A 22,275-nucleotide genomic window follows, 5' to 3' on the forward strand; every position below is an offset into this window, starting at 1 on the left:
TTGAAAAATTATCAAAAAGACGGGTTCCCTTTTCATTATCTTTTGCCAGTCTTCGCAATCGGTTTTTATTTTTTCTCATCACTTATTCATCACTTATATATCTTAACCGTCATTTTCTATTAAAGAAAAAGAGGTTTAAAAATGGACGAAAACAACAAATTAAATATGTTTATTCCTGCCGACGACGAGGCTTTTTCATGCCCGTACGCGGACGGCAGCGAAGAGGTCAATGCTTCAAAGTGGCATAAAATCGCAATGGACCTGGCAGCCGACGGCGCGCTTGACGAGTCGATGGAAGCATTTGACAGCGGGCTTGAGCTGGAGCCGGAAAATACGATTCTTCTGCGAAGCAAAGCAGCTGTTCTCAGCCGTTACGGCAAAAAAGAGGACGCTTATCAGGTTTATTTGAAAGCGCTTTCTTATTATCCCGACGACGCTGTTTTTTCAAACGGCGCCGGTTTTGTTTTAATGGAAAGCGGCAGAGCCAAAGATTCGCTTCAATTTTTTGACAAAAGCATTGCATCCAACTCTCAATTCCCGAATCCGTGGCTCGGGAAAGGGATCGCTTACGGCGAACTCGGCAATTTTGAAAAGTCGATTGAAGCGTACGACAAAGCGATTGCGCTGCGCGCCGATTACAAAGAAGCGCACTTCGGAAAGGCGGTTGCGCTCGGCGCGCTCGGAAGATATGCCGACGCTGTTCCGGAGTTTGACAAAGCGCTTGAGTCCGAGCCTGAAAACGCGGATGTCTGGTATTACAAGGCGCTTGCGCTTGACTCCGCCGGAGATGCCGACAATGCGCTTGCCGCTTACAAAAAGGCGGTTGAATTCCGTCCCGAATTTGATGATGCTTGGAATAATATGGGCATTTTGTTAAACGCTCTCGGCCGCTTTGATGAAGCGCTTGAGTGTTTTGTTCAGGCCTCAGAAATCGACGGCGATCAAGCAGATGTTTGGTTCAATCGCGGCTACACGCACGCTGTTTTGGGACAATTCGATGACGCCGCCGGCTCTTTCAGAGAAGCGATTGAAATCGACCCGACTTTTGTTCCCGCTTACATGGAAGCCGCATTTGTTTATGTTCAAACGGGATTCCCCGATGAAGCGGTCAGTCTTTATGATCAGGCAATCGCGCTTGAGCCGTCGGCAGAAGCTTATTTCGGTAAAGGTGTTGCGCTTCAGGTCATCGGCGACCAGGAAAAAGCGGATGAGGCGTTTGAAAAAGCGTTTGAATTGGACCCTCGGTACAAAGAGATTTTTGAAGGGCAGAAAAATAGCTAAACATTTTGGTTAAAATTGAAAATATTTTGATATTTTCTTTTTAACTATTATTCATGTATACTTTTGGCTGTATTTTGTAAATTCGTTATATAAATTTGTTCCAATATCTTTATTAGAAAATTGTAATGTTTCTTCTATTCTGTCACCTATTATTTCTATTTCTCTACAATTTAGTATAGGTAGTTTTGGATTATATCTAAATCTTAAATCAGGACTACCATCAATATTTGGATGTTGCCATCTATAACCTATGATTGTTGCATCTATTGGAACATTTCCATCTTCAATCCAGTCTTTATTCTGAAGATTTATATGAAGGTTATTGTAGGGTATTGCTTCATATCTTCTATTTTCAAATATCATCAACTGATCCGGAAAAAAATAAATTATTCGTGATTTTAATTTTATATACGGTACACGTGTCATATTTGTTTTTATATATTTTGGTTTTTCATATCCAATTTTTATGGTCCTACTGTCTACTAAAAATCCTGCACCAGCATGATACTTGTAATCATAATTTCTTTTGGATGAAATAATATGTCTTATTTTTTGACAATGTTGCAATTCTTCAAATGAATCATATAATCTCTCAAGGTCTGTGTATGATTCTTCATCTAAAATATACATTATTCTCGGGCGACCCGAACCATATATTGCGTATGTTATTAATGAAAGAACAATTAAACTGATTTCTACTACAATAAATATTATTGGATGTATTATGATTAATAAAAATATCACAATAAATACAATAGAAAAAAACATATATTGAGCTAAACTATAATCAAAGTTTATTTTATAATTTATATATTCTATCACCTCATGCGGGTTATTCTTTATGTTTTTTTCCCTTTCTTCATTGGTACGTCTATATTTTTCATATTTTGATTTTTTATATTGAATTTTTCCGTTTTTTATCTCTGCATAGTATCCTAGAGACATATCATTTTGTGTAGGTTTTGCATAATATTTCATATTCTTACCCAACTGAACATTAAACAACATTCATATGCCCGAACATCACCCAAAACCAACTTGCAGCGACCGTCCAAAACTCTGCGAAAACCGGATAATGATCTGAAACCGCGTATGTTTCTTCTTCCGTTAAATCGTATTCGGCGCTGTAATTGAAAACGCCTGAGCTGTTCGTGAAATACGGCGCGAGCGATTTTGTAATGACGATTCTGTCGTAGGTGTTGCTTGTTTTTGTTGTCGTCACTTCGTCATTTCCGATGATCCAAATGTATTCGTCGGATTTTAAGGCGGAGTCGCCGCTTTCATTGAAATAGCTGCCGTCGGCGTTGAAGTCGCCCATCACGACATAATTTTCCTGATCCGTGTAGATCGTTTTGGCGTACTCGACAACGTCATGAAGTCCGTTGATTTCATTTTTCGCGTCATCGGGTTTAGTGTGAATCAAAATGAAAAGCGCGTCAAAATCGCCGCCGTTCGCTCTGAAAGTGACCATGTAAGGCTCGCGCTCAAACGGGTCTGTTCCGTCGGGTTCGGGGTAAACCAAAGGTTCGCTGGCAACAAGCATGCTGGTCGCGTTGTAAATGTAGGCGTACTGTTCTTTACTGGTCGAGCGTCCGAGGCGGTCGCTGACAACGTAATCGTAGTTGTACGGATTGCCGTTTTCATCGGTTCCCGAGTTGATCAGTTCGATCAATTGCGGAAGCGAAGTGCCGCTCGCGTCACGGATTTCCTGGATGCCGACAACATCATAGCGGCGAATCGTTTTTGCCAAAACATCCATCACGTCGTCTTTAGCCGCTTTGGATTGCCCGAAAATTTGAATGTTAAACGCGGCAACCGATATTTGATCTTTGTCAGAGGCGTTTGCCGTTGAATTTGTTGCATTTGATGAATTTGTTGAATTCGAATTATTTGATGAATTGTTCAATTCATTTTCATAAGACGGCGGAGTCGAATTGTTTGCCGAATTATTCAAATCCGGCGCGTCGTCGACGCATCCTGCAAAAAGAGAAGTCAAAAGCAATACTGTTAAAAGAACGCTTAAAATCGCTGATTTCGATTTCATGAACAATAAAACCCGTTCACTTGATTTATCTATTTTCGTCGAAAATATTGAAAATATGAAAATGAAAGAATGAGCAGAATAAGAAATAAATTGAAAAGTCATCGTCGATTTTGGTGATTGAACAAAAACGGGGCGACTCGCGCGCGGCGGGCGGCTGCAATCGTTACCGGCAGTAAATTTCATTTTTTATAATTTTGGACAAACCTAAACATCGTTTTTCTTTAATCCAAAAAACCTGAACGCCCCTTAAACCCAAAATAAAGGAATCTTTTGGATAAAAACGGCGTTCATTTTTTGTTTTAGATTTGAAAACCGATGTTTGTTTTTGAATAAAATTGATTGAAAAGTTCAAGAGCCGACCCCGCAAGTTGAGTTTCCGAGCGCAGCGAGGAAACGAGACTTGGCGGATTCTTTCCACGCCGAATCAAAAATTCGAACTCAGTTACTTTTCTACTTTTTAAGTAAAAAAGCGGATTCTTTCCGCGCCGAATCAAAAATTCAAACTCAGTTACTTTTCTACATTTTAAGTAAAAAAGCAGATTCTTACCATGACGAATCAAAAATTCGAACTCAGTTGACGTTTAATCTAATGCAAAATGGGCGGATTCTTTCCATGCCGAATCAAAAATTCGAACTCAGTTACTTTTCTACTTTTTAAGTAAAAAAGCAGATTCTTACCATGACGAATCAAAAATTCAAATTCAGTTGACGTTTAATTTAATGCAAAAAGGGCGGATTCTTTCTACATCAAATATAATCTTTGATTACAATTATCACATCTCTATGAAAAAATCGGCGAGATTCGAATTCGTTGACTTATTGTTAGAATCTCCAACTCCTTCTTTCCTCCGTTGCGCTCCAAAAACGCGTCGCTCTGAGGGGCGGTTCTTTGTCTTTTCATACAAGAATTAGATTCAATTGAAACATCGTCTTTTATCAATTTTCTTCAAAAACGGAACGCCTTCTTTTATTCTAAATCTTTTTTTAAATTCAGGTTTTATCGGGCGTTCGAGTTTACCGACTTCGAAATCGGATGTTTGGGTTTCATCAGGAAAACAAAATAAAAACGAAGTACAAGTTTGAAAACAAATCAAAAATAGAGCAGCTCGCACGCGGCGGGCAGCATAAAATAGGAAAGAATGAAGAAATCCATTCAATTCAATCTCACTCAATTCATTCCGATTTAAATTTGACGTGAACAAATTTCATCATTCTCATTTTATCCAGCATAAACATCTGCATTCTCGACTGAAAGAGCCAGCTTTTCTTTGATTTCACATCTTTGAAATATCGAATGCACTCAACTTCCTGAATATTCGGCGACCAATTTTTTATTTTCTTGCCGTCGTTGACATAAAAATACATCATGGCGCCTTTATTGCCCGTTTTCTTGACCATTCTGTTTGAAAAAGCAATCGCGCGTTTCGTCTCGGCATCAAAATAAACTTCCGCGCCGGGAAAACGCTTCGCCATCGCGGCAAATATTTCCTGAAGCTCTTCATCTTTAAAATAATACAAAACGCCGCCGGAAACAAACAAAATGCCGTCTTCCTTGTTGTAAACAATATCATCAAACCAAGATTGGTCAAAGAAAGATTTCGCAATGCAAGAATTACGCTCGGAATCCGGAATCAGCGATTGCCGGAATTCAATCGCGTCAGGCATATCCAAATTGTACCAATGAATTTTCTCGTTATCGATTCTTGAAAATGAAGTATCCAAACCTGAGCCGATGTTGACAATCGTTGCTTTCGGATGAATTTTGATAAAATCGCGAATCTTGTCCTCGATTTTTCGGGCGCGGATAATATAACACAAACCGCCGAATTCACCGAAATTCCTGCCGATTTCCGAAAAATCAAAATCCAAATTTTCAACAATTTCAATGGCTTTTTGATCATCCAAAATCTCGGGATTCTTTTTACTGTATTCGGCACGGCCCCAAAGAGGCAGCAGCATCGTTCCCTGAACGGACTGCATATCCAAAGTTAAAGTATTTTTCATAAATTGACTTCCTTTTAATGAACTGTTTAAACAAATGTTTAAACGAATTGTAAATAAATTCGATAAGTCCCAATGAAAGCAAATCCGATAACTCCGTTTTTTAAAAATTTGTAAAAATCTTTCAAATTTATTATTTATAAAGTTGGAATCGTTACAAAGTTACAAAGTTACAAAAATTAAATTTATAAAGATTTGAACAGAATACCATTTTTCAACAGCATTCTCATTTTAATGTTGGTTTCAGTTGTTTTTTATTTTATTTATTTTTTTGTGATTGATTTTTGTTAATTTTTATTAATTTTTGTTCGAACAGCTAATTTAATTGCATCAAAAGGCAATCTCGTTACATATCTATTGACAAAAAATGAAGCGGCTCGCGCGCGGCGGCAGCAGTATCAGCAGCTGATCGTACAATGGATCTGAAAAATAAAAAACTGAAATGAAAAACAGAAATATAAAAATGAAAAACAGAATGATGAAAATTAAAGCGAAAAATGAATGTTGAAGCGTCGAAACGCTTCTGTTTATTTTTTATTATATCATTTTTATTTAACTCGTCGCAGGATACGGGTAATATTCAACGTATATCGGATAGTGTGTTGAAACCGCTTCGGTTTGCGTTTGATTCAATCCGTATGCCTCGCTGAAATTAAAGACGCCTGAACTGCCGCCGTAATAGTTTTTCAAATTAGATGTTGCGACGAATCTGTCATACGCGTAATTGCCTTCGGTTGAAGTGACCGCATTGTCCGGAATGACCCATATGAGATCCGATGATTTTGCCGGCGAAGCGGACGTTTTGTCATAATACGGATAGTCGGCACGGAAATTACCGAGGACTGAAATCGTTTCATGACCCGCGTACACTTTTTTGATGTTCTCAATCATTTCGGGAATTGCGTCAATTTCCGCTTTCGTATTTGTCTCACTTGCTGTGAATATGACGAACAAAACCTGACCTTGTCCTTCATATGCGCGGAACGCGATCATATACGGGTCTTTCTCAAAAGCGTTGTTTGAATCATTATAAAGCTGCGGAATTGAAGACGGGTACAAAACATTTCTGTTATAAATATACGTGTATTGTTCCTCATCGCCCGCGTTTCCGACAGGGCTGCTCAAATTGTATTGATAATTGTAAGCTTTGCCGTCCGCGTCTGTTCCTGTGTTAACGGCGTTTACCAATGTTTTCATGGCTTCACCGTTCGGATCTTTGACGCCTTGAATCGTAATCACTTCGTAATTTCGAATGATTTTGACAAGCGTATCCAAAACTTCTTCATCCGAGACTTTCTCCACGTTTAAATCATCGACATAAAAAGACGCGCCCGTAATAATGGCAGAATTGTTTTTTTCAGAATTGTTTTTATCTGTGCCGTCGTCAGTGCCGCCGCTGTTCAGACAGCCCGAAACGCTCAAACCGCAAAATAATACCATTATTATGAGTAATAAAACCGAACCTTGTTTTAAATTCATACATATCATTATCTTAGCTTTATATTTTAATCTTATTGCACATATTCAAAATAATTTATATTCATCATTTCTTCTCAATTATATTTTTTATATGCAATCTATTTTCTGTTAATTATGATTCTGTTTCTCTGTTAATCATTGATTCGGATTTTCTGTTAAATCAATGATTCTGATTTTCTGTTAAATTATAATTCTGATTCTCTGTTAATTCTGATTCAGATTTTCTGTTAAATTATAATTCTGATTCTCTGTTAATTCTGATTCAGATTTTTGTTAAATTATAATTCTGATTCTCTATTTAATCGTTGATTCAGATTTTCTGTTTAATTATAAGTTCTGTTTTTATTTAATTCTCTATTCTGTTTTTCAGTCTTTTCCGCCAAGAACTTTTGCTTCGTATTGTTCGAATTTGTCATATGTTTTTGCCAGTCTCATCACGTTTGACATTTTGTTGTCCGTAAAAATGATCATTTCTTCCAATTTCTGAATCAATTCGGAATTTTCATTCGGATTTTTGGGAAGCGCTGAGCAGAATCTGTATATTTCATAATTCTGCGGGAATTCATATGTCAGCCGAAGCGCCGTAATCATCATCAAAACAGAATATTTGAAACTGATATAATTCATATTTTCAATTTCTTCAATATTTTTTTCTTTCATGTCGGGAACAATGAAATTCAAAATCATATCCGCGGTTTGGATATCTTCTTTGCCGATAAAAAGACGGTATTTTACGGGAATTACTGAGTCAATCGTCGCTTTCGGATTTTTCATTTTTTCTTTCAGGCTTTCAACGAGTATTTTTCTAATCGTTTTGTAATTTCCGATCGTTACGGCCGTTGCCATCATGGATTCGTTTTTCGCCAACTTTTCGGCTTTTGCCGCTGCTTTTTGTTCCAGTTTTTTTATCCGTATGATTGTTTCTGTAATGCCGTTTGCCGTCCATGCTTTGCTGATCGGCAGTTCTGACGCTTTTGCAATCAGCTTTTGTTCCGCCATCGTTTTTCGGGCAACGCCTCTGATCAATTGAACGGTTATAAGATTGTTTCCTTCAATCGGGGTTTCCACCGGCTCCATTTCCGAAATTTCTTCAAAGAATTTGTCGGTAATTGCTTTGACTTTTCCGCAATGTTCGACGAAATAGAAAAAAGACGGCTTGCCCGTGCTCGAGTCACGATATTTTTCGAATTCAGATTGAAGCGTTTGTAATTGTTCATAAACCGACATAAACAAAAGAAGGTTCGGTTGATTTATAAAATTTCTTCATGAATTCAAAAAGAGAAACGAAATATAAAACAAATATGAGGTAATATGAAACAAATATGAGGTAATATGAAACAAATCTTATGATCAAAATAAAAAACACAAAAGAATACAAATAGAACACAAAAACCGAACCCGAAACAGAATATTTGAAAGACTCGTGAAAAAACAAAAAAAGAATTGAAAGACAAGCTTTCAATTTTAAAATATTTTTAAAAATTATTTTTGAATTATTCGGGTGATTTTTATTTCAAAATGAATTTAAAGATTTAATGCGCGTTCCATGACGATTTCAACAATTCTGTCGTCGGCGCCGAGCGGTTTTTTGTAAATGATCTCAACATCGTCAGGAATGTCGACGGGGTCGCCGTGGTGATGATGGTGGTGATGTCCTTCATGTTTGTGGCTGTAACCGCATTCCTCTCCATGTTCATGGTGGTGATGTGTTTCCTGCTCATCTTTTAAAAGACCGAGAATCCTCGGGATGTCTTTTTCGGTGTGCGTTCCGGGCGCCAAAAAGACGGGGACGACAATGATTCTTTTGGTTCCGTCGGCAATTATCTTCTTCAAAGCGGTCGGAATGGACGGTTCATTGAATTCCATTAAACCGATTTCAATATTTTCAAATTTGTTCTGCGCTTTGACTTTTTCAGCGACATCCAAAATCAATTGCTTAGAGTACGGCAATTTGCTGCCGTGACCGACTAATAATAAAGTTTCTTTGACCATAATATTCTACCATTTTATCTTAAAACAATACAAAGAAGGTAAGATGCATCCAATGAGGATTTTATGTTATATAAGAGTTGTGAATTCGCATAAAGTGTGAAAAAATTTAATATTTATAACATCAAAAAATATGAATTTTATATTCAACCGTGAAAAACGTTTAAATAATTTGGAATTAAGATATATGAAATAAATTTCTGCATGAAGAATATTTTTCATCGAAGTTCAAAAATATTCACTCCAAAGGATATTAAACGAAAAAAGATTTAAAACGAAAAATAAAACGAAAAGAAGAAGGATAAAAATTATGACAACTGAAAGAAAAGAAGATTATTTGAAAAAGATTGATAAAATCGTAACCGAAAAAGGATATGCGCAAGTCAAAGACATTTCGCGCGAATTGGATGTCGGTCCGTCAAGCGTGACGGGAATGCTCAAAAAATTGACGGACGAAGGTTACATCAATTACGAAAAATACGGCGGCGTCACTCTTACGCAAAAAGGAAAAGAAACGGCGAACAGCACCAAGAAAAAATACACCACCATTAAAGATTTTTTGATCGCGCTCGGCATTTCCGAAAATGTCGCCGAAGACGATGCCTGTAAAATGGAACACATCATCACGCCGGACACTTATGACGTTTTCCTCAGATTCTGCGAATTTTCAATCACGGAAAAAGGCAGCAATCAGATGGAACATTTCAAAAGATACTGTGAAACCGGCGAAGTTGACAAATGTATGTGCGGCGCGCCTAAAACGCATAAGATTGAATAATTTCACATTTTTCTTTTTTGTTTTTGTTTTTTGTTTTTTGTTTTTGTTTTTTCTTTTTGTTTTTGTTTTTCTTTTTATGTTCTTTTTATTTTTCAATCAAGAGTGCATATGTTTATTTTTCATTTTAAAAATGCGATTGCTTTTTTAAATTATTTTTTTTAAATTTGTGCGGTTCGCGCGGCGGCGGGCAGCTGCTGCGGCTGCCGGCAGCAACAATGCGAATCTGATTGGCAGCGGAAACAGAAACCTGATTGACAGCGGCAAACAGAAACCTGATTGAAAGCAGCAAACAGAAACCTGATTGACAGCAGCAAACAGAAACCTGATTGACGGCAGTAAACAGAAATCTGATTGACAGCAGCAAACAGAAACCTGATTGACAGCAGCAAACAGAAACCTGATTGACAGCAGCAAACAGAAACCTGAAGGTAGCGGCGGCACGTTCGCGAATGCGAACGGATTACTAAAAAAGAGCAGATGCAGGCGGAAACAGAGTCCGTCTCGACTGCAGCAGCAAAAGACAGTTGCAGACTTGCAAGCTTGGCAGGAACGACAGCAGCAAAAGACAGTTGCAAGACGGAACAGGCAGGAACCGAAAAACAATTCAAAAGTCATCGGTTTTTCATTTTTATTTTCATGAGAAGAATCTCCATCTCCTCCTTCCCTCCGCTAACGCTTCGGGAACTCGTCGTTGGAGGGGCGGTTTTTGAACTTTTATTCAATCCAAAATTGATTGAAACATCGTCTTTTATCAATTTTCATCAAAAACGGAACGCCTTCTTTTTTTCAAAGATTAAACATTTTTTAGGATTTTATCGGGCGTTCAAGTTCATCGATTTCGAAAAATTGGATGTTTGGGTTTTGTTGATTATTCAAAAAATCAATAAATGTTCAATGAAAATTATAATTTCGTTATTATTCGTTTTTGAATTCTACATTTTAAAATTGCTTGTCCGTTAATGTTATATCATTTTACTGTAAATAGAAAAGGCGATGAGAGCAATCAAGACCGTTATCCCTTTTAAACCGGATAATCCGAAATCAAGATTAGCTTCTGTTTTGACGGAAGAAGAACGGAAAATTTTTGTCGGTCTCTCTCTTGAAAACGTTCTTTCGGTTTTAAAAGAAGCCGGAATCAAACAGGTTGAAATTTTATCTAAAAGTGTATTGAACACTGCTGATGAAAATAATCTGATGTCTTTCTCTTCTCCCGATTTTGAAATCATTATAATTACGGATGAAGCCGATTTAAGCACCGCTGTCAACACTTATTTGAAATCATCCGATGTTCCGGTTTTTATCGTGATGGCGGACTTGGCGCTTTTAACAAAAGAAGATGTCAAAGCGATGACAGAGCCAATGGCAGAATCAATGACAGAGCTGATGGCAGAATCGATGACGGAGCTGATGGCAGAATCGATGACGGAGCTGATGGCAGAATCGATGACAGAGTCTCTGGGAGAATCGATGGCAGGGGCGATGGCAATGCCGGTCCGTACAAATTTTATTCGGATTGCTCCTGGAAAAGACGGCGGCACAAATATGATGTATATCGGCGCGCCTGATGTTTTTGAAGTCAATTACTACGGAGAAAGCTTTAAAAAACATAAAGAAGAGGCAGAGAGAAAAAATTTGATCTGTGAAGTCCGCGAATCGTTTTACGCGGCCGCCGACATGGATGAGCCGGAAGACTTATTCGATATTCTTCGATACGGTTCGGGAAAAATTCTCGCGTTTGTAGAACAAACGATTGGCGAAAAGGAAGGAATCCGAAAGGAATTCAATGATAATGAATGAAAGTGAGCAATAGCGCGCTATATATTGTCAATAAAATTAAATAGGACAAATCTCTTTTCAAAATCCGCTGAGAAATTGAAAGAGCTTGTATTTGATTCATAGCAATTCCGCTATGGAAATGCATATATAAAATAATATTTATCAGACATTATCTGTTTCATATATATTTTACATATTTTTTATAAATTTCCAATCAGGTGACATTAAAGTGACAGTAATTATTAACAGGAACATGTGTGGTTATTGCGGCGCGTGCGTGTCCGTTTGCCCCACACTGGCTCTTGATTTAAAAGAGGTTTGGATTGACGTTGACGAGGAGCTTTGCCACCGCTGTTCAATGTGTCAAAAAGTATGTCCGATCGGCGCAATTGAGGTGCAGAGATGAAAGACGCTTATGATGTCATTGTTGTCGGCGCCGGTCCCGCAGGGTCTGTTGCCGCCAGATTTGCAGCAGAAGGCGGCGCTTCCGTTCTTTTGATTGAAAAACGCCAGGAAGTGGGCGATCCGATTCGCTGCGCAGAGGGTGTCGGAACAAGCGATTTGGAAAAATACATCGACATCGAAGAACGCTGGATTGCGGCTCCGATAAAAGGCGCGACCATTAACGTACCCGACGGTGCCCCCATCAAATTGCGCGCAAAAGATGAAACTCAAATTTACGGCTATATTCTTGAGAGAAAAATTTTTGACCGCGCGCTCACCGAAAAAGCGGCAAAAGCAGGCGTCGAAGTTTATACGAAAACGTCTGCAACCGGATTAATCATGGAAGACGGTAAAATTAAAGGCGTTAAAGTGAAACGTTTGGGCGAAGAAAGAGAAATTGCCGCAAATCTTGTCATCGGCGCAGACGGCGTGGAATCCAAAGTCGCGCGCTGGGCAGGCATAAACACAACGCTTAAGCCGATCGATATTGAAACAGGCATTCAGTATTTGATGACGAATGTGGATTTTGATGAGGATAATGTCGAGTTTTATATGGGCAACCGATACGCCCCCGGCGGCTACATTTGGATTTTCCCGAAAGGCGGCGGACGCGCGAATGTCGGAATCGGTCTTCTCGGCAGTAAAATCAAAGACGGCGGCCGTCCGATCGACTATTTGAACGATTTTGTTCAAAAGCGCTTCCCCGACGGAAAAATCATTGAAATGAATTACGGCGGCGTTCCCGTTTCAGGCGGACTTGTCGATCTTTCCCGTCAGGGTCTCATGCTCGTCGGCGATGCCGGACATTTGTCTGATCCGATTACGGGCGGCGGCATTAAACACGCGCTTTGGTCGGGAGAAATGGCGGGCAAAAATGCGGCGCAAGCCGTCAAAGACGGGGACTTCTCAGAAAAAGCCATGAAGCGATACCAAAAAGAATGGGACGCCCGATTCGGAAAAATGATGAAGCGCGATCTGATCTTAAAGAATTATTATCTTGAAATGACGGATGAAGAAGCGAACAAAATCGCCAAAGCTTTGGAAAACACCGACTTTACAGGCGTTTTAGAGATCAGTCAGCTGGTCAAAATCCTCGCAAAAGTCGATAAAAAATTATTGCTCAGATTAGGCGTGAATCAGCTCGGATTATAATCCGGCCGGTTTCTTTTTTTCTTTTTATTCCATTTTATTTAATTTATTTTTCATTTTTTTTATTTTTATTTTTATTTTTATTTTTTTATTTCTTGCTGCCGCCGCCGCGCGCGAGCCGCTCCGTTTTTCATATTTTCTCAAACTCGTCCCGCATTTTTATTTTGTTTTTAACATTGAAATCCAAACATCCAATATTCAAAATCGGTAAACCTGAACGCCCGATAAAACCCTAATCTAAAATGTTTTAAATTTCGATAAAAGAAGGCGTTCCGTTTTTGAATAAGTTTGATGAAAAACGATGTTTCAATTGATTTTAGATTGAAATGATATTTCAAAAACCGCTCCTCCATCGACGCGTTTCTGAGCGTAGCGAAGAAAGGAGGAGATGGAGATTCTTTCCTGTAATGAAATAAAAAACAAAAAATTGCTGATTTTATATTGCTTCGCAGCTCTTGTCTGTTCCGTTTTGCAACTGTCTTTTACTGTTGTCGGCTCCTGCCAAGCCTGCAAGTCTGCAACTGTATTTTAGTTTGCTGCCGGCAGTCTTCTGCTGCCTGCTGCGCGACTGCCGCCTCGCGCGAGCCGCTTCATTTTTATTAATTTTTCAAACTCATCCCGCGTTTTTATATTTCATAAAATCTAATTGGAGTCAAACAAAATTCGTTTTTATAAAATTATTAATAAAATTAAGACATTCGTCTCCTAAATCGAATGACAGGAAAATCTGAAATGAGAAAGAAATCGAATTGTATATTCTTATTCTGCATCTTTTTATTCTGCATGTTTTTTGCTTTATTAAGTCCGGTGAATGCAGATTCAATGGTTCCGCCGTTTCCGTATTCTGTCGAATCGGAAGAATATGATCTGATATTTTATATGATGCCTGATAATTACGAGGATGTTCCTCTCGGGTCTGATTTCGATTCGAAATCTTCCGGACTTTACATAAAATCAACATCGGAAAACATTTACACATTCAGCGATTATTTTGATGATTATTATTATGACAGCGATCTTTATTTTTCAAAAGATATGGGTAGTTTCGCAGCTTCTCCTTGGCCTGAATGGGGAACTGATCGCGTTATTACATTTTACGGCAACGGGTCGCCGTATAAATATTATAAAGTAACAGACTTAATGAAAAACCCTGAAAAAAGAGAATGGACGGCCGGTCATTATTTCTGGTTGGATTCAATTGAACACAACGAAGAGAACGATACGCTTCGAATTGTAACGCTTGACGGCGTCGGCTATCTTTTTGATTTAAATACGGGAGACATTATTTCTCAAAATACGGCCGGAACAAATCCGACAGGCAGGCTTGTCGGAACAGGTACAAACACATGGGATCCGACATATTTGGATGATTATGCCGATAAACAAAATGTAACATTAAATGAAACATTAAATGAATCTGAAAATACAATCGAAGGAATCGAAACTTCGCCGAGTGATTCAAATGAAACTTCGAAAGAAGAAAACAGCCAAAACAGAAAAAGAATATGGGGGCTGCCGGTAATATTGCTTCTGATTTTAATTATTACTGCAGCAGCATTTTATTTTATGAAGAAATCGAAATAAATTCAAATCATTTTGAATCATTTCAATTTTAATTTCTTTGAATCTATTTTATTTCTTTTTAATCTATTTTGTTTCTTTTGATTCATTTTTATTTCTTTTGAATCTATTTTGTTTCTTTTTCAGCTTTTTTTAATGCTTTCAATACTCTTTTTAATTTTTCCAAAACTCTCTCGTAAACAGCAGAATAACGGTGTAGAGCTCAAGTCTTCCGACCCACATATTAATAATCATAATGAGACGCGCTAAAATCGGGAAATCGGCGAAACTGTCAAACGGGCTGATCATTCCGAAAACCGTTCCGAGATTTCCGAGTGTGCTGATTGAAGTTGTCGCAGCGGTAATCAAATCCAATTCCAAAATGCCCAATAAAACAGTACTGACGACAAAAATCAGGAAATAAAGAATCATAAATGAAATCGTCGAATGAACAACGTCTTCGTTTAAGCTTCTGCCATTGTATTTAATCGGCTTGACAGCGTGGGGATGCATAAATTTGAAAATGTCTCGGCGGGCGTAGCGGAAAAGAATGATCCAGCGGACAAATGTCGGACCCCCGGAAGTTGAGCCGGAGCAGCCGCCTGTAAACATGGCTAAAAACAATATAATTTTCGCCGCGTCGCTCCAAACATTGTAATCGGCAATAACGTAACTTGTCGTCGTCATCAAACTGCCGATTTGGAAAAAAGAATAGCGCAGCGATGTGGTCCAATCATAACCCATGTCGCGCACCAAAATGACAGCCAATATGACGGAAATAATTGCGAAAAACAGCAAATATGTGCGGAATTCTTCATCTTTGATTAAATTTTTGACACCTTTCGTTGCCGCTTTGTAAATGAGAGCGAAATTCGTTCCGGCAAGCAGCATGAATATGATGATGACAATTTCCGTTTTCAAATTCAAATACGGCAGAATGCTTGAATTATAAGGCGCAAACCCGCCGCTTGACATGGTTGACAAAGCAAAAACAACAGCGTCATAGACGGAAAAATCCAATGCGAATAAAATAATTGCAAGCAAAATCGTCGCGCCGATATAAAAAAACCATAAAATTTTTGCAGTGCTGCTGATTTTCGGACGGATTTTATCTTCAGTCGGTCCGGAAAATTCCATTCTGTAAAGCTGGCGCCCGCGCATATTGACTTTTGGAATAATGGCTAAGAAAAGCGCAACAACTCCGAGACCGCCGAGCCATTGTGTTAAACTTCTCCAAAAAAGAAAGCTTTGCGGACAGGAATCAATATCCGTTAAGATGGAGGCACCGGTTGTCGTCACACCTGACATGGCTTCAAAAAAGGCATCAAACGGAGATAAACCGAAAAGCATGAACGGAACCGCGCAGAAAACCGCGCAGAAAAGCCAGCTGAAAGCGACGATTGCATAACTTTCGCGAACGGTCCATTCATTCTGCGTATCTTTTGTATAATATCCGAAGATCAGACCAACGATTCCGGAAATGAAAATCGAAATAAGAAAAGGCTGAAACGATTCGCCGTAATATAAAGCAATCGCGAGAGGAATGAATTGGACAAGCGCAAGCAAAAATAAAATCTTGCCGACGATTGAAAATACACTCTTAAAATTGATGCCTTGCGCCATAATGATTCGTTTCCGTTCCTGACTTTACGCGTTCCTCTTACGGTATATACTTTACGATTTATGATTCACGATTTATGATTCACGATTTATAATTCACGATTTATGATTTATTTAAACAATTTATTTAATTTAGAATACGCTTCCGGTTTTGAAAAAATGATCACGCGGTCTTTGGGGAGAATTGTCAGGCTGCCGTTTGGAATGATCGGCTCGCCGCCGCGGACAATCATGCTGATAATCGCGTCTTCCGGAAAACGAAGGTCTTTAATGATGGTGCCGGCGATATTTGATTTTTCTGTCACGGAATATTCTAAGATTTCAGACTGCGCCTGCGGAAGCGCGCGCAAAGATTCAACGGTTGTACTCAGCGTGAGGCGCAGCACTTCGTTAATCGTTGCGTTTCGGGTGCTGAGCGCAATGTCGATTCCCACCATTTCAAAGACCGGAATGTAATCGGGATGTGTTGTCCTGCCGATGACTTTTTTCGCGCCGAAGTGTTTGGCCATTAAGCCGCACAAAAGATTTTTTTCATCGCTGTCGGTGACGGAGACTACAACATCCGCGCGTCCCGCGCCTTCTTCTTTGAGCAAATCAATGTCGGTTGCGTCACCTTTTAAAATCAGGGAATGCGGCAGTAAATCAACGATTTCCAAGCAGCGCTCTTCGTTTTGTTCAATGATTTTTAAATCGATATGAGGATCTTTGTCGATCAGGTTTGCCAAATAAAAACCGACGTCGCCGCAGCCGATGAGAAGAATTTTCTTTTTGCGTTTTTTGGCGGGCTCGGATTCGGGTGAAAATACGGCTTCGACTTTTTCGACGTCTTCCGTTTTGGCAATCACAATCGCGTGATCGTCGGGCATGAATATGCTGCTGCCGTTTGGAATGATGACATCTTCGCCGCGTAAAATTGCGCTGACGGTACAGATTCGGTTGAGACCGAGATCTTTGAGTGTTTTGCCGATGAGCGGGTTGGATTCGGAAATGATGAATTCGATCATTTCGACTTTGCCTTCCGCGAAAACTTCAACGTTGACGGCGCCGCGGATGTATAAAAGTTCGGCGAGTTCGGAAGCCAACGAAAGTTCGGGACAAACCATGACGTCGACGCCGACTTCGGGTTTTTGAGAAACGGGTTTTTTGATGTAATCGGGATTGCTGACACGCGCAATGGTTTTGGCTTTGCCTTTTGAAATCGCTTTTGCGGCAAGACAGGAAAGTATGTTGATTTCGTCATTGCTCGAGACGGCGACAAAAAGATCAAATGAAGGAATCTCTTTTAACAGATCGACATTCGCGCCGTTTCCGACCATTACCTGAACGTCTAATTCATTGGCGCGCGCCGCGCGGTCGGTGTCTTTGTCAATGACGATCACGTCATTTTTGTCCGACATCACTTTGGCGATGTTGTAACCCACTTCGCCGGCCCCGATAACAACCACTTTCATGGAAATCTTTCCGTTCTAATTTTTTAAGAAACAATTCAATAATAATCCAATAATGATTCAATAATAAATGATTCAATAATAATACTCTAATTATTATACAATGGGTCGAAATTCGATTTTGTATGCCGATGTCGTAATCTTATTTTTCGGCTTTGAGAACGAAATCGGGATAAATGACAATAAACCAATCGAAATAAAGAATGTGTTAATATATATAATTTAAACTCTTTTCAAAGGGGAGGTGAAAGAGTTGTCTGAAAATGATTCTCAAGTTGTTGCGGATTTGGTGAAAGGCGGTTTTCCGTATTTGGAGCAGAAAATTTTGGAATGCAAACGCTGCGCGCTTCATGAAACTGTTACAAATAAAGTGATTTCTAAGGGCTCGCAAACGCCGAAAGTGGTTTTTATCGGCGAAGCGCCCGGCAAAAATGAAGATGAAACCGGTGTCCCGTTCTGCGGCCGCGCCGGAAAACTGCTTGACAAATTCATTGAATACATGGGATTAAAAGATGATGAGTGGGCTGTAATCAATACGCTGAAATGCCGCCCGCCGGCGAACCGAACGCCGACGAAAAAAGAAATCGAAATATGCCGCCTGTTTCTGGCGGCGCAGCTTGAACTGATGAAGCCGAAAATTATTATTTTGCTCGGAAACACGGCAGAAAAAGCGTACGGCGAAACCTTGAATTGGGGCGAGGCGAAGCAAAACGAAAACGGAACATACATTGTGAAAATCTTCCATCCTGCGGCGCTGATTTATCAAAGATCAAGAGAAGCGGAGCAGTATTCTTATTTGGATAAATATCGCTCTCTTTGGGAAGAATGAATTTTATCTGTCTCATTTTTAATTTTTTTTGTTTTTAATGCCGTTTTTCATTTCCGGTCAAACCTAAACATCCATTTTTAAAAATCAGTGAACCTGAACGCCCGATAAAATCCTAATATATGTTTTAGATTTTATTGAAAAAACGGCGTTCCTGTTTGAAATTTTTGATAAAAACGATGTTTCAATTATTCGTAATATTTGGATGAAAAGACAAAATACCGCTCCCTCCAACGACGAGTTCCCGATAGCGTTGTGGGGGAAGGAGGAGATGGAGATTCTAACCATACGTCGACGAATTTACAGACTCCGATTTTTGATTTAAATTTGAAGTCAGCCGATTTCGAACTTTTTATTCGTCGTGAAAAGAATCTGTCAAATTTTAATTTTAAAGAATGTGAAAACAGAATTTGAACTTTTTATTCGTATGGTAAGAATCCGCCAAGTCTCGTTTCCTCGCTTCGCTCGGAAACTCAACTTGCGGGGGCGGTATTTGAGCTTTTCATTCGTATTTATTTTAATTGAAACATCGTTTTTATTCAAAAAAAAGAAAAACGGAACGCCGTTTATTTTTTCTAATATTTTTTTAGATTCGGGTTTTAAGGGGCGTTCAGGTTCACCGGTTTTTAAAAATGGATGTTTAGGTTTGTCCGAAAATTGAAACTGAATCGGTTCTTCGGTTGCTGCGCCGCCGTCGCTCGCGCGACCCGCTCCGTTTTTCAAAATTTAATCAAAATTGACCGACGATTATTGAAAATTAAAAATAAATGAAATTGAAAAAAATCAATTCATTCAAGGCTCACCGACAATCATTCTCAGGCCGATCACCGTCTTCTCAACATCTTGCGCCGGAATCGCGTAAAGCAATTCGCTCGGCATAATTTTTGTGTATGAACGGCTTCCGCTGCATCCGATTGTAACATTCGGCTTGCCGGTTTTGATGACTTGCGCAACGGCGTCGGAACAAACGCTCTGCTTGCCTGAAAATGCTGCTTCAATGCGGCCGCCGTCGCGGTATTCCCAGCCCTGCGTCAAAAGCATCGCCTGTTCGGGGTTGCAGATGAAAATGATGACATCGGGCTCAAATGTGGCTTTTTCAAGCGGACCGTAAAGAGCGATCGAATTTGAAAACGGCGCTAAAAATGTAATTTGGTCAACCGTTTTTTTAGCGGCTTCAACCGTTTCAAAATGGTGAAGACCGTCGCAATAGAATTCGCCGCTTCTGACTTTGTCGGACAGCTGCGTCAAACCGAGCGCCGCCGCCCCGCCTTTGCATTGCTGTTCCTCAAGCGTCGTGTAAAACATTTCCCCCGTGCGGCGCACATGATCCGTTATTTGGCAGTGGCGCATTTGACGGTCAAGCTTTTCATAACTGCCGATGACTTCATCCTCATTGCCGGCGGGAATCAGCTTAACGGCAACAGGAGATCCTTCCAGCTGAAGAAGCGACTTCAAGTCGTTCCCGTAAGCATTCATTTGTTCCAAATTCATATCATACCCTCTTGTTTTTGTGTTTTTGATAACTCTATGTTTTACATTTTGCGTTTTTCGCAATAAAATTAAACAATAACAATACACGAATTGCAGTAAAAATTGCAGTAATAATATTACAGTAAAATTGCGGCAAAATCTGCATTTACAGCAAAAATTACAATATTAACTGTAAACTGAAATAAAAATTGCAATAATATCCTATTGATAATTTTTGATCAGCGATTTATTGCAATTTATTATTATCAATGATTATATTTAATAACCTTTCTAAACACGCCGTTTGTCCGTGTTTCCAATGCCGTTCTGCCCGGTATGATCGAATGGCCGCACCCGCCGCGCGCGAACAGCCGCATTTTTAAATGCCGTGAAACACCGTTCCCGGTTTTACTTTTTACAATTTGCAGTTTTACAGCTTTACAGTTTTACAACTTTACAGTTTTACAGCTTTATAGTTTTACAATTTTGTAATTTTATAAATTCTTCAAATTTTATAAATGGTATTGGATTGTGATAATTTGTAATGACCGGATTAACATTTGTAATGAAACAAACACAATTACTTTAAAATTAAATTATCATGATAATTAAAGAATATTCTTCTGATTATGTTTTTATTCGCTTTCCGAAAAATTTCACCACAAGGCTTTTAAATACAGATGTTTTCTAAAAAAGTGCTGAATTCATTGCTTTTTAAAATCTGTTATTTGCAGTATGAATCACCCAAACATTTATCATGATAAATCGTTTGGATAGGTGGAATCAAACCGCAAATTACAAAAATTCTAAAGTAAATGATGAAGGAAAACATCAGCGATTTATTTATGTTTAATTTGTAAAATTTATGTTTATCATCTCTTGCAAAGGGGACGAAAAACAGTACCATGTGTATAAAAAAAAGTGTACTGAAATTGTACCGAGTGTATCAAAGTATCAAGTGTATCAAAGTGCCAAGTGTACAAAGTGCCAAGTGTACAAAAGATCAGTAAAGACCTGAGAATCCCGGATTTGAAGGATACAAAGAAAACAAAAAACGGAAAAGAGAGAGGTTATCCTCCGATATATCGGGGGTAAAAAAGGTGATTGAATGAGTAAAACAGTAGAAATTAAACCGACAACTCGGCATGAGGGTCACACGAATTTGGTTCTGACAGTCGATGATGAAGGGATCGTCGAGTCCGGCGCCTATCACAGTGTAACGCCTGTTCGAGGTTTTGAAAAATTCTTGTACGGAAAAGTTGCGGAATTTGCGCCCATCGCAGTTTCACGCTTCTGCGGCATCTGCCCGACAGCACACTCCACATCTTCCGTCGAAGCCCTTGAACGCGCCTGCGGAATGGAACCGTCAAAAGACGGACTGATTTTAAGAGAATTAACAGCCATCGGAAACAAAATGCATTCCCACCCGCTTCACCAATTCTTAATCGCCCCGGACTACGTCCCCAAAGACGATTATGCAGAAGTCGTTAAAAGAATCCAGTCGATGAGAAAAATCGGACAATATTTTGTCGATACGATCGGCGGCGAAGCCATCCACCCCCCGAATCTCAAAATCGGCGGCATGGCTAAAAATATCACGCCTGAGGCAAAGGACAAACTCATCGCCCGCGCAAAAGATTACATGGAACTCGCATCCGTTCAGTGCGATTACATGCTGAACATCTTCAATGAAAGAAAGCTCAATGACGGAACCGAAATCCCGGAAACACTCGGATATCACGACTTCCCGCTCTTGGCAACCAGCTTAACCTACGGCGACATCACAAAATTCGATTATTCACAAGCGGTTGAATACTCACCCTTTGAAGAATATCCCAAAGAAGTCGCACTTCAGGCCTGCACAAACATTCCCAAATACAAAGGAAGCTTGGTCGAAGTCGGTCCCCGCGCCCGTATGGTAACCTTTAAAGATTTCAAAGAAACAAAAGGCGCACTCGGCATCCACAAAGCACGCGCTTTGGAAATGGCCTGCTACGCCGAAAGAGTTCTCGAACTTTTAGATGAATTAAATACAAGCGGTGCACCGTACTGCACAGATCCGATCGTCGGCGACGGCGAAACGGTCGGCGTCGGCGCAATCGAAGCGGCTCGCGGACATAACGTTCACGCCGCAGTCGTCGGAAAAGACGGAAGAATCGCAGAATACAGTGCAATCGTCGCAACGACCTGGAACATTCCGGTCATCGGACACGCAACCGTCGGCAACCATTACAAATTCGCCGAACACGTTGTCCGCGCGTACGATCCGTGTGTCTCATGCGCAACGCACATGATTGCAAAGGACTATGACGGAAACACCGTCGATGAAAAGATGTTTAAATGAAAAGTCCCGCAAAGTATTTTTCCGATGATTCCCATATTATAATATCCGTATAAATAAAAGTGAGAT

Annotated in this window: 20 protein-coding genes; 9 read left to right on the forward strand and 11 right to left on the reverse strand. The window is 39.6% G+C overall.

Annotated features, from left to right (window positions below; all coding sequences use genetic code 11):
• Nucleotides 1-141: 141 nt before the first annotated feature.
• Nucleotides 142-1,281 carry a tetratricopeptide repeat protein gene (locus MmiHf6_RS00425; RefSeq protein WP_316557751.1) on the forward strand — a complete coding sequence of 380 codons (1,140 nt, stop codon included), beginning with the start codon at nucleotides 142-144 and terminating at the stop codon, nucleotides 1,279-1,281.
• Between the two features lie 51 nt (nucleotides 1,282-1,332).
• On the opposite strand, the gene MmiHf6_RS00430 is transcribed toward MmiHf6_RS00425, so the two are convergent.
• From MmiHf6_RS00430 to cfbA, 7 genes are all read right to left on the reverse strand, one after another.
• Nucleotides 1,333-2,259 (reverse strand): hypothetical protein, encoded by a 927-nt coding sequence (locus tag MmiHf6_RS00430; protein WP_316557752.1) that lies wholly within the window; start codon nucleotides 2,257-2,259, stop codon nucleotides 1,333-1,335.
• A gap of 19 nt (nucleotides 2,260-2,278) precedes the next feature.
• A complete protein-coding gene (locus MmiHf6_RS00435; protein WP_316557753.1) occupies nucleotides 2,279-3,325 on the reverse strand; it encodes an endonuclease/exonuclease/phosphatase family protein in 1,047 nt (348 codons plus the stop codon).
• A 914-nt stretch (nucleotides 3,326-4,239) separates the two neighbouring features.
• Nucleotides 4,240-4,497, reverse strand: coding sequence for a hypothetical protein (locus MmiHf6_RS00440; protein ID WP_316557754.1), 258 nt, complete (start codon nucleotides 4,495-4,497; stop codon nucleotides 4,240-4,242).
• A 1-nt stretch (nucleotide 4,498) separates the two neighbouring features.
• Nucleotides 4,499-5,329 (reverse strand): class I SAM-dependent methyltransferase, encoded by an 831-nt coding sequence (locus MmiHf6_RS00445; RefSeq protein WP_316557755.1) that lies wholly within the window; start codon nucleotides 5,327-5,329, stop codon nucleotides 4,499-4,501.
• A gap of 549 nt (nucleotides 5,330-5,878) precedes the next feature.
• Nucleotides 5,879-6,766 (reverse strand): exonuclease/endonuclease/phosphatase family protein, encoded by an 888-nt coding sequence (locus MmiHf6_RS00450; RefSeq protein WP_316557756.1) that lies wholly within the window; start codon nucleotides 6,764-6,766, stop codon nucleotides 5,879-5,881.
• Between the two features lie 405 nt (nucleotides 6,767-7,171).
• Entirely contained in the window at nucleotides 7,172-8,032 is an 861-nt protein-coding gene (locus MmiHf6_RS00455) for a hypothetical protein (protein WP_316557757.1), read from the reverse strand.
• 297 nt (nucleotides 8,033-8,329) lie between these two features.
• Nucleotides 8,330-8,797, reverse strand: coding sequence for a sirohydrochlorin nickelochelatase (cfbA, locus tag MmiHf6_RS00460; protein ID WP_316557758.1), 468 nt, complete (start codon nucleotides 8,795-8,797; stop codon nucleotides 8,330-8,332).
• A 307-nt stretch (nucleotides 8,798-9,104) separates the two neighbouring features.
• Between cfbA and MmiHf6_RS00465 the strand changes: the two genes are divergently transcribed.
• A complete protein-coding gene (locus MmiHf6_RS00465) occupies nucleotides 9,105-9,572 on the forward strand; it encodes a metal-dependent transcriptional regulator (RefSeq protein WP_316557759.1) in 468 nt (155 codons plus the stop codon).
• A 158-nt stretch (nucleotides 9,573-9,730) separates the two neighbouring features.
• On the opposite strand, the gene MmiHf6_RS00470 is transcribed toward MmiHf6_RS00465, so the two are convergent.
• Nucleotides 9,731-10,147: a hypothetical protein gene (locus tag MmiHf6_RS00470; RefSeq protein ID WP_316557760.1), complete on the reverse strand. Its 417-nt coding sequence runs from the start codon at nucleotides 10,145-10,147 to the stop codon at nucleotides 9,731-9,733.
• A gap of 418 nt (nucleotides 10,148-10,565) precedes the next feature.
• Here MmiHf6_RS00470 and MmiHf6_RS00475 point away from each other — a divergent pair, with 418 nt between their 5' ends.
• The 5 genes from MmiHf6_RS00475 to MmiHf6_RS00495 all read left to right on the forward strand — a co-directional run bounded on the left by MmiHf6_RS00475 (nucleotide 10,566) and on the right by MmiHf6_RS00495 (nucleotide 14,525).
• Complete coding sequence (locus MmiHf6_RS00475; protein WP_316557761.1) at nucleotides 10,566-11,369, forward strand: glycosyltransferase family protein; 804 nt, start codon at nucleotides 10,566-10,568, stop codon at nucleotides 11,367-11,369.
• Nucleotides 11,370-11,577: 208 nt separating this feature from the next.
• Nucleotides 11,578-11,754, forward strand: coding sequence for a 4Fe-4S binding protein (locus MmiHf6_RS00480; protein ID WP_316557762.1), 177 nt, complete (start codon nucleotides 11,578-11,580; stop codon nucleotides 11,752-11,754).
• Nucleotides 11,751-12,944 carry an NAD(P)/FAD-dependent oxidoreductase gene (locus MmiHf6_RS00485; RefSeq protein WP_316557763.1) on the forward strand — a complete coding sequence of 398 codons (1,194 nt, stop codon included), beginning with the start codon at nucleotides 11,751-11,753 and terminating at the stop codon, nucleotides 12,942-12,944. The genes MmiHf6_RS00480 and MmiHf6_RS00485 overlap by 4 nt, the downstream gene beginning before the upstream one ends.
• Before the next feature lie 385 nt (nucleotides 12,945-13,329).
• Nucleotides 13,330-13,473 (forward strand): hypothetical protein, encoded by a 144-nt coding sequence (locus MmiHf6_RS00490; protein WP_316557764.1) that lies wholly within the window; start codon nucleotides 13,330-13,332, stop codon nucleotides 13,471-13,473.
• A gap of 290 nt (nucleotides 13,474-13,763) precedes the next feature.
• Complete coding sequence (locus tag MmiHf6_RS00495; RefSeq protein WP_316557765.1) at nucleotides 13,764-14,525, forward strand: hypothetical protein; 762 nt, start codon at nucleotides 13,764-13,766, stop codon at nucleotides 14,523-14,525.
• Between the two features lie 150 nt (nucleotides 14,526-14,675).
• Here the strand turns inward: MmiHf6_RS00495 and MmiHf6_RS00500 are convergent, their stop codons facing one another.
• Nucleotides 14,676-16,124, reverse strand: a complete 1,449-nt coding sequence (locus MmiHf6_RS00500) for a TrkH family potassium uptake protein (RefSeq protein ID WP_316557766.1) — start codon at nucleotides 16,122-16,124, stop codon at nucleotides 14,676-14,678.
• Between the two features lie 107 nt (nucleotides 16,125-16,231).
• Nucleotides 16,232-17,572, reverse strand: a complete 1,341-nt coding sequence (gene trkA, locus MmiHf6_RS00505) for a Trk system potassium transporter TrkA (protein WP_316557767.1) — start codon at nucleotides 17,570-17,572, stop codon at nucleotides 16,232-16,234.
• A gap of 250 nt (nucleotides 17,573-17,822) precedes the next feature.
• On the opposite strand from trkA, the gene MmiHf6_RS00510 reads away from it, so the two are divergent.
• Nucleotides 17,823-18,398, forward strand: a complete 576-nt coding sequence (locus tag MmiHf6_RS00510) for a uracil-DNA glycosylase (protein ID WP_420891307.1) — start codon at nucleotides 17,823-17,825, stop codon at nucleotides 18,396-18,398.
• Between the two features lie 789 nt (nucleotides 18,399-19,187).
• Here the strand turns inward: MmiHf6_RS00510 and MmiHf6_RS00515 are convergent.
• A complete protein-coding gene (locus tag MmiHf6_RS00515; RefSeq protein ID WP_316557769.1) occupies nucleotides 19,188-19,886 on the reverse strand; it encodes a DUF169 domain-containing protein in 699 nt (232 codons plus the stop codon).
• Nucleotides 19,887-20,973: 1,087 nt separating this feature from the next.
• On the opposite strand from MmiHf6_RS00515, the gene frhA reads away from it, so the two are divergent.
• A complete protein-coding gene (gene frhA / locus MmiHf6_RS00520) occupies nucleotides 20,974-22,209 on the forward strand; it encodes a coenzyme F420 hydrogenase subunit alpha (RefSeq protein ID WP_316557770.1) in 1,236 nt (411 codons plus the stop codon).
• Nucleotides 22,210-22,275 lie beyond the last annotated feature (66 nt).

Origin of the sequence: Methanimicrococcus hongohii (assembly GCF_032594095.1) — an archaeon.
GTDB lineage: Archaea > Halobacteriota > Methanosarcinia > Methanosarcinales > Methanosarcinaceae > Methanimicrococcus > Methanimicrococcus hongohii.

Excerpts from the sequence above, each read along its gene's own strand:
- MmiHf6_RS00425 (WP_316557751.1), top strand. The coding sequence starts at position 142 with ATGGACGAAAACAACAAATTAAATATGTTTATTCCTGCCGACGACGAG.
- MmiHf6_RS00430 (WP_316557752.1), bottom strand. The coding sequence starts at position 2,259 with ATGAAATATTATGCAAAACCTACACAAAATGATATGTCTCTAGGATAC.
- MmiHf6_RS00435 (WP_316557753.1), bottom strand. The coding sequence starts at position 3,325 with ATGAAATCGAAATCAGCGATTTTAAGCGTTCTTTTAACAGTATTGCTT.
- MmiHf6_RS00445 (WP_316557755.1), bottom strand. The coding sequence starts at position 5,329 with ATGAAAAATACTTTAACTTTGGATATGCAGTCCGTTCAGGGAACGATG.
- MmiHf6_RS00450 (WP_316557756.1), bottom strand. The coding sequence starts at position 6,766 with ATGGTATTATTTTGCGGTTTGAGCGTTTCGGGCTGTCTGAACAGCGGC.
- MmiHf6_RS00455 (WP_316557757.1), bottom strand. The coding sequence starts at position 8,032 with ATGTCGGTTTATGAACAATTACAAACGCTTCAATCTGAATTCGAAAAA.
- cfbA (WP_316557758.1), bottom strand. The coding sequence starts at position 8,797 with ATGGTCAAAGAAACTTTATTATTAGTCGGTCACGGCAGCAAATTGCCG.
- MmiHf6_RS00465 (WP_316557759.1), top strand. The coding sequence starts at position 9,105 with ATGACAACTGAAAGAAAAGAAGATTATTTGAAAAAGATTGATAAAATC.
- MmiHf6_RS00475 (WP_316557761.1), top strand. The coding sequence starts at position 10,566 with ATGAGAGCAATCAAGACCGTTATCCCTTTTAAACCGGATAATCCGAAA.
- MmiHf6_RS00485 (WP_316557763.1), top strand. The coding sequence starts at position 11,751 with ATGAAAGACGCTTATGATGTCATTGTTGTCGGCGCCGGTCCCGCAGGG.
- MmiHf6_RS00490 (WP_316557764.1), top strand. The coding sequence starts at position 13,330 with ATGGAGATTCTTTCCTGTAATGAAATAAAAAACAAAAAATTGCTGATT.
- MmiHf6_RS00495 (WP_316557765.1), top strand. The coding sequence starts at position 13,764 with ATGGTTCCGCCGTTTCCGTATTCTGTCGAATCGGAAGAATATGATCTG.
- MmiHf6_RS00500 (WP_316557766.1), bottom strand. The coding sequence starts at position 16,124 with ATGGCGCAAGGCATCAATTTTAAGAGTGTATTTTCAATCGTCGGCAAG.
- trkA (WP_316557767.1), bottom strand. The coding sequence starts at position 17,572 with ATGAAAGTGGTTGTTATCGGGGCCGGCGAAGTGGGTTACAACATCGCC.
- MmiHf6_RS00515 (WP_316557769.1), bottom strand. The coding sequence starts at position 19,886 with ATGAATTTGGAACAAATGAATGCTTACGGGAACGACTTGAAGTCGCTT.
- frhA (WP_316557770.1), top strand. The coding sequence starts at position 20,974 with ATGAGTAAAACAGTAGAAATTAAACCGACAACTCGGCATGAGGGTCAC.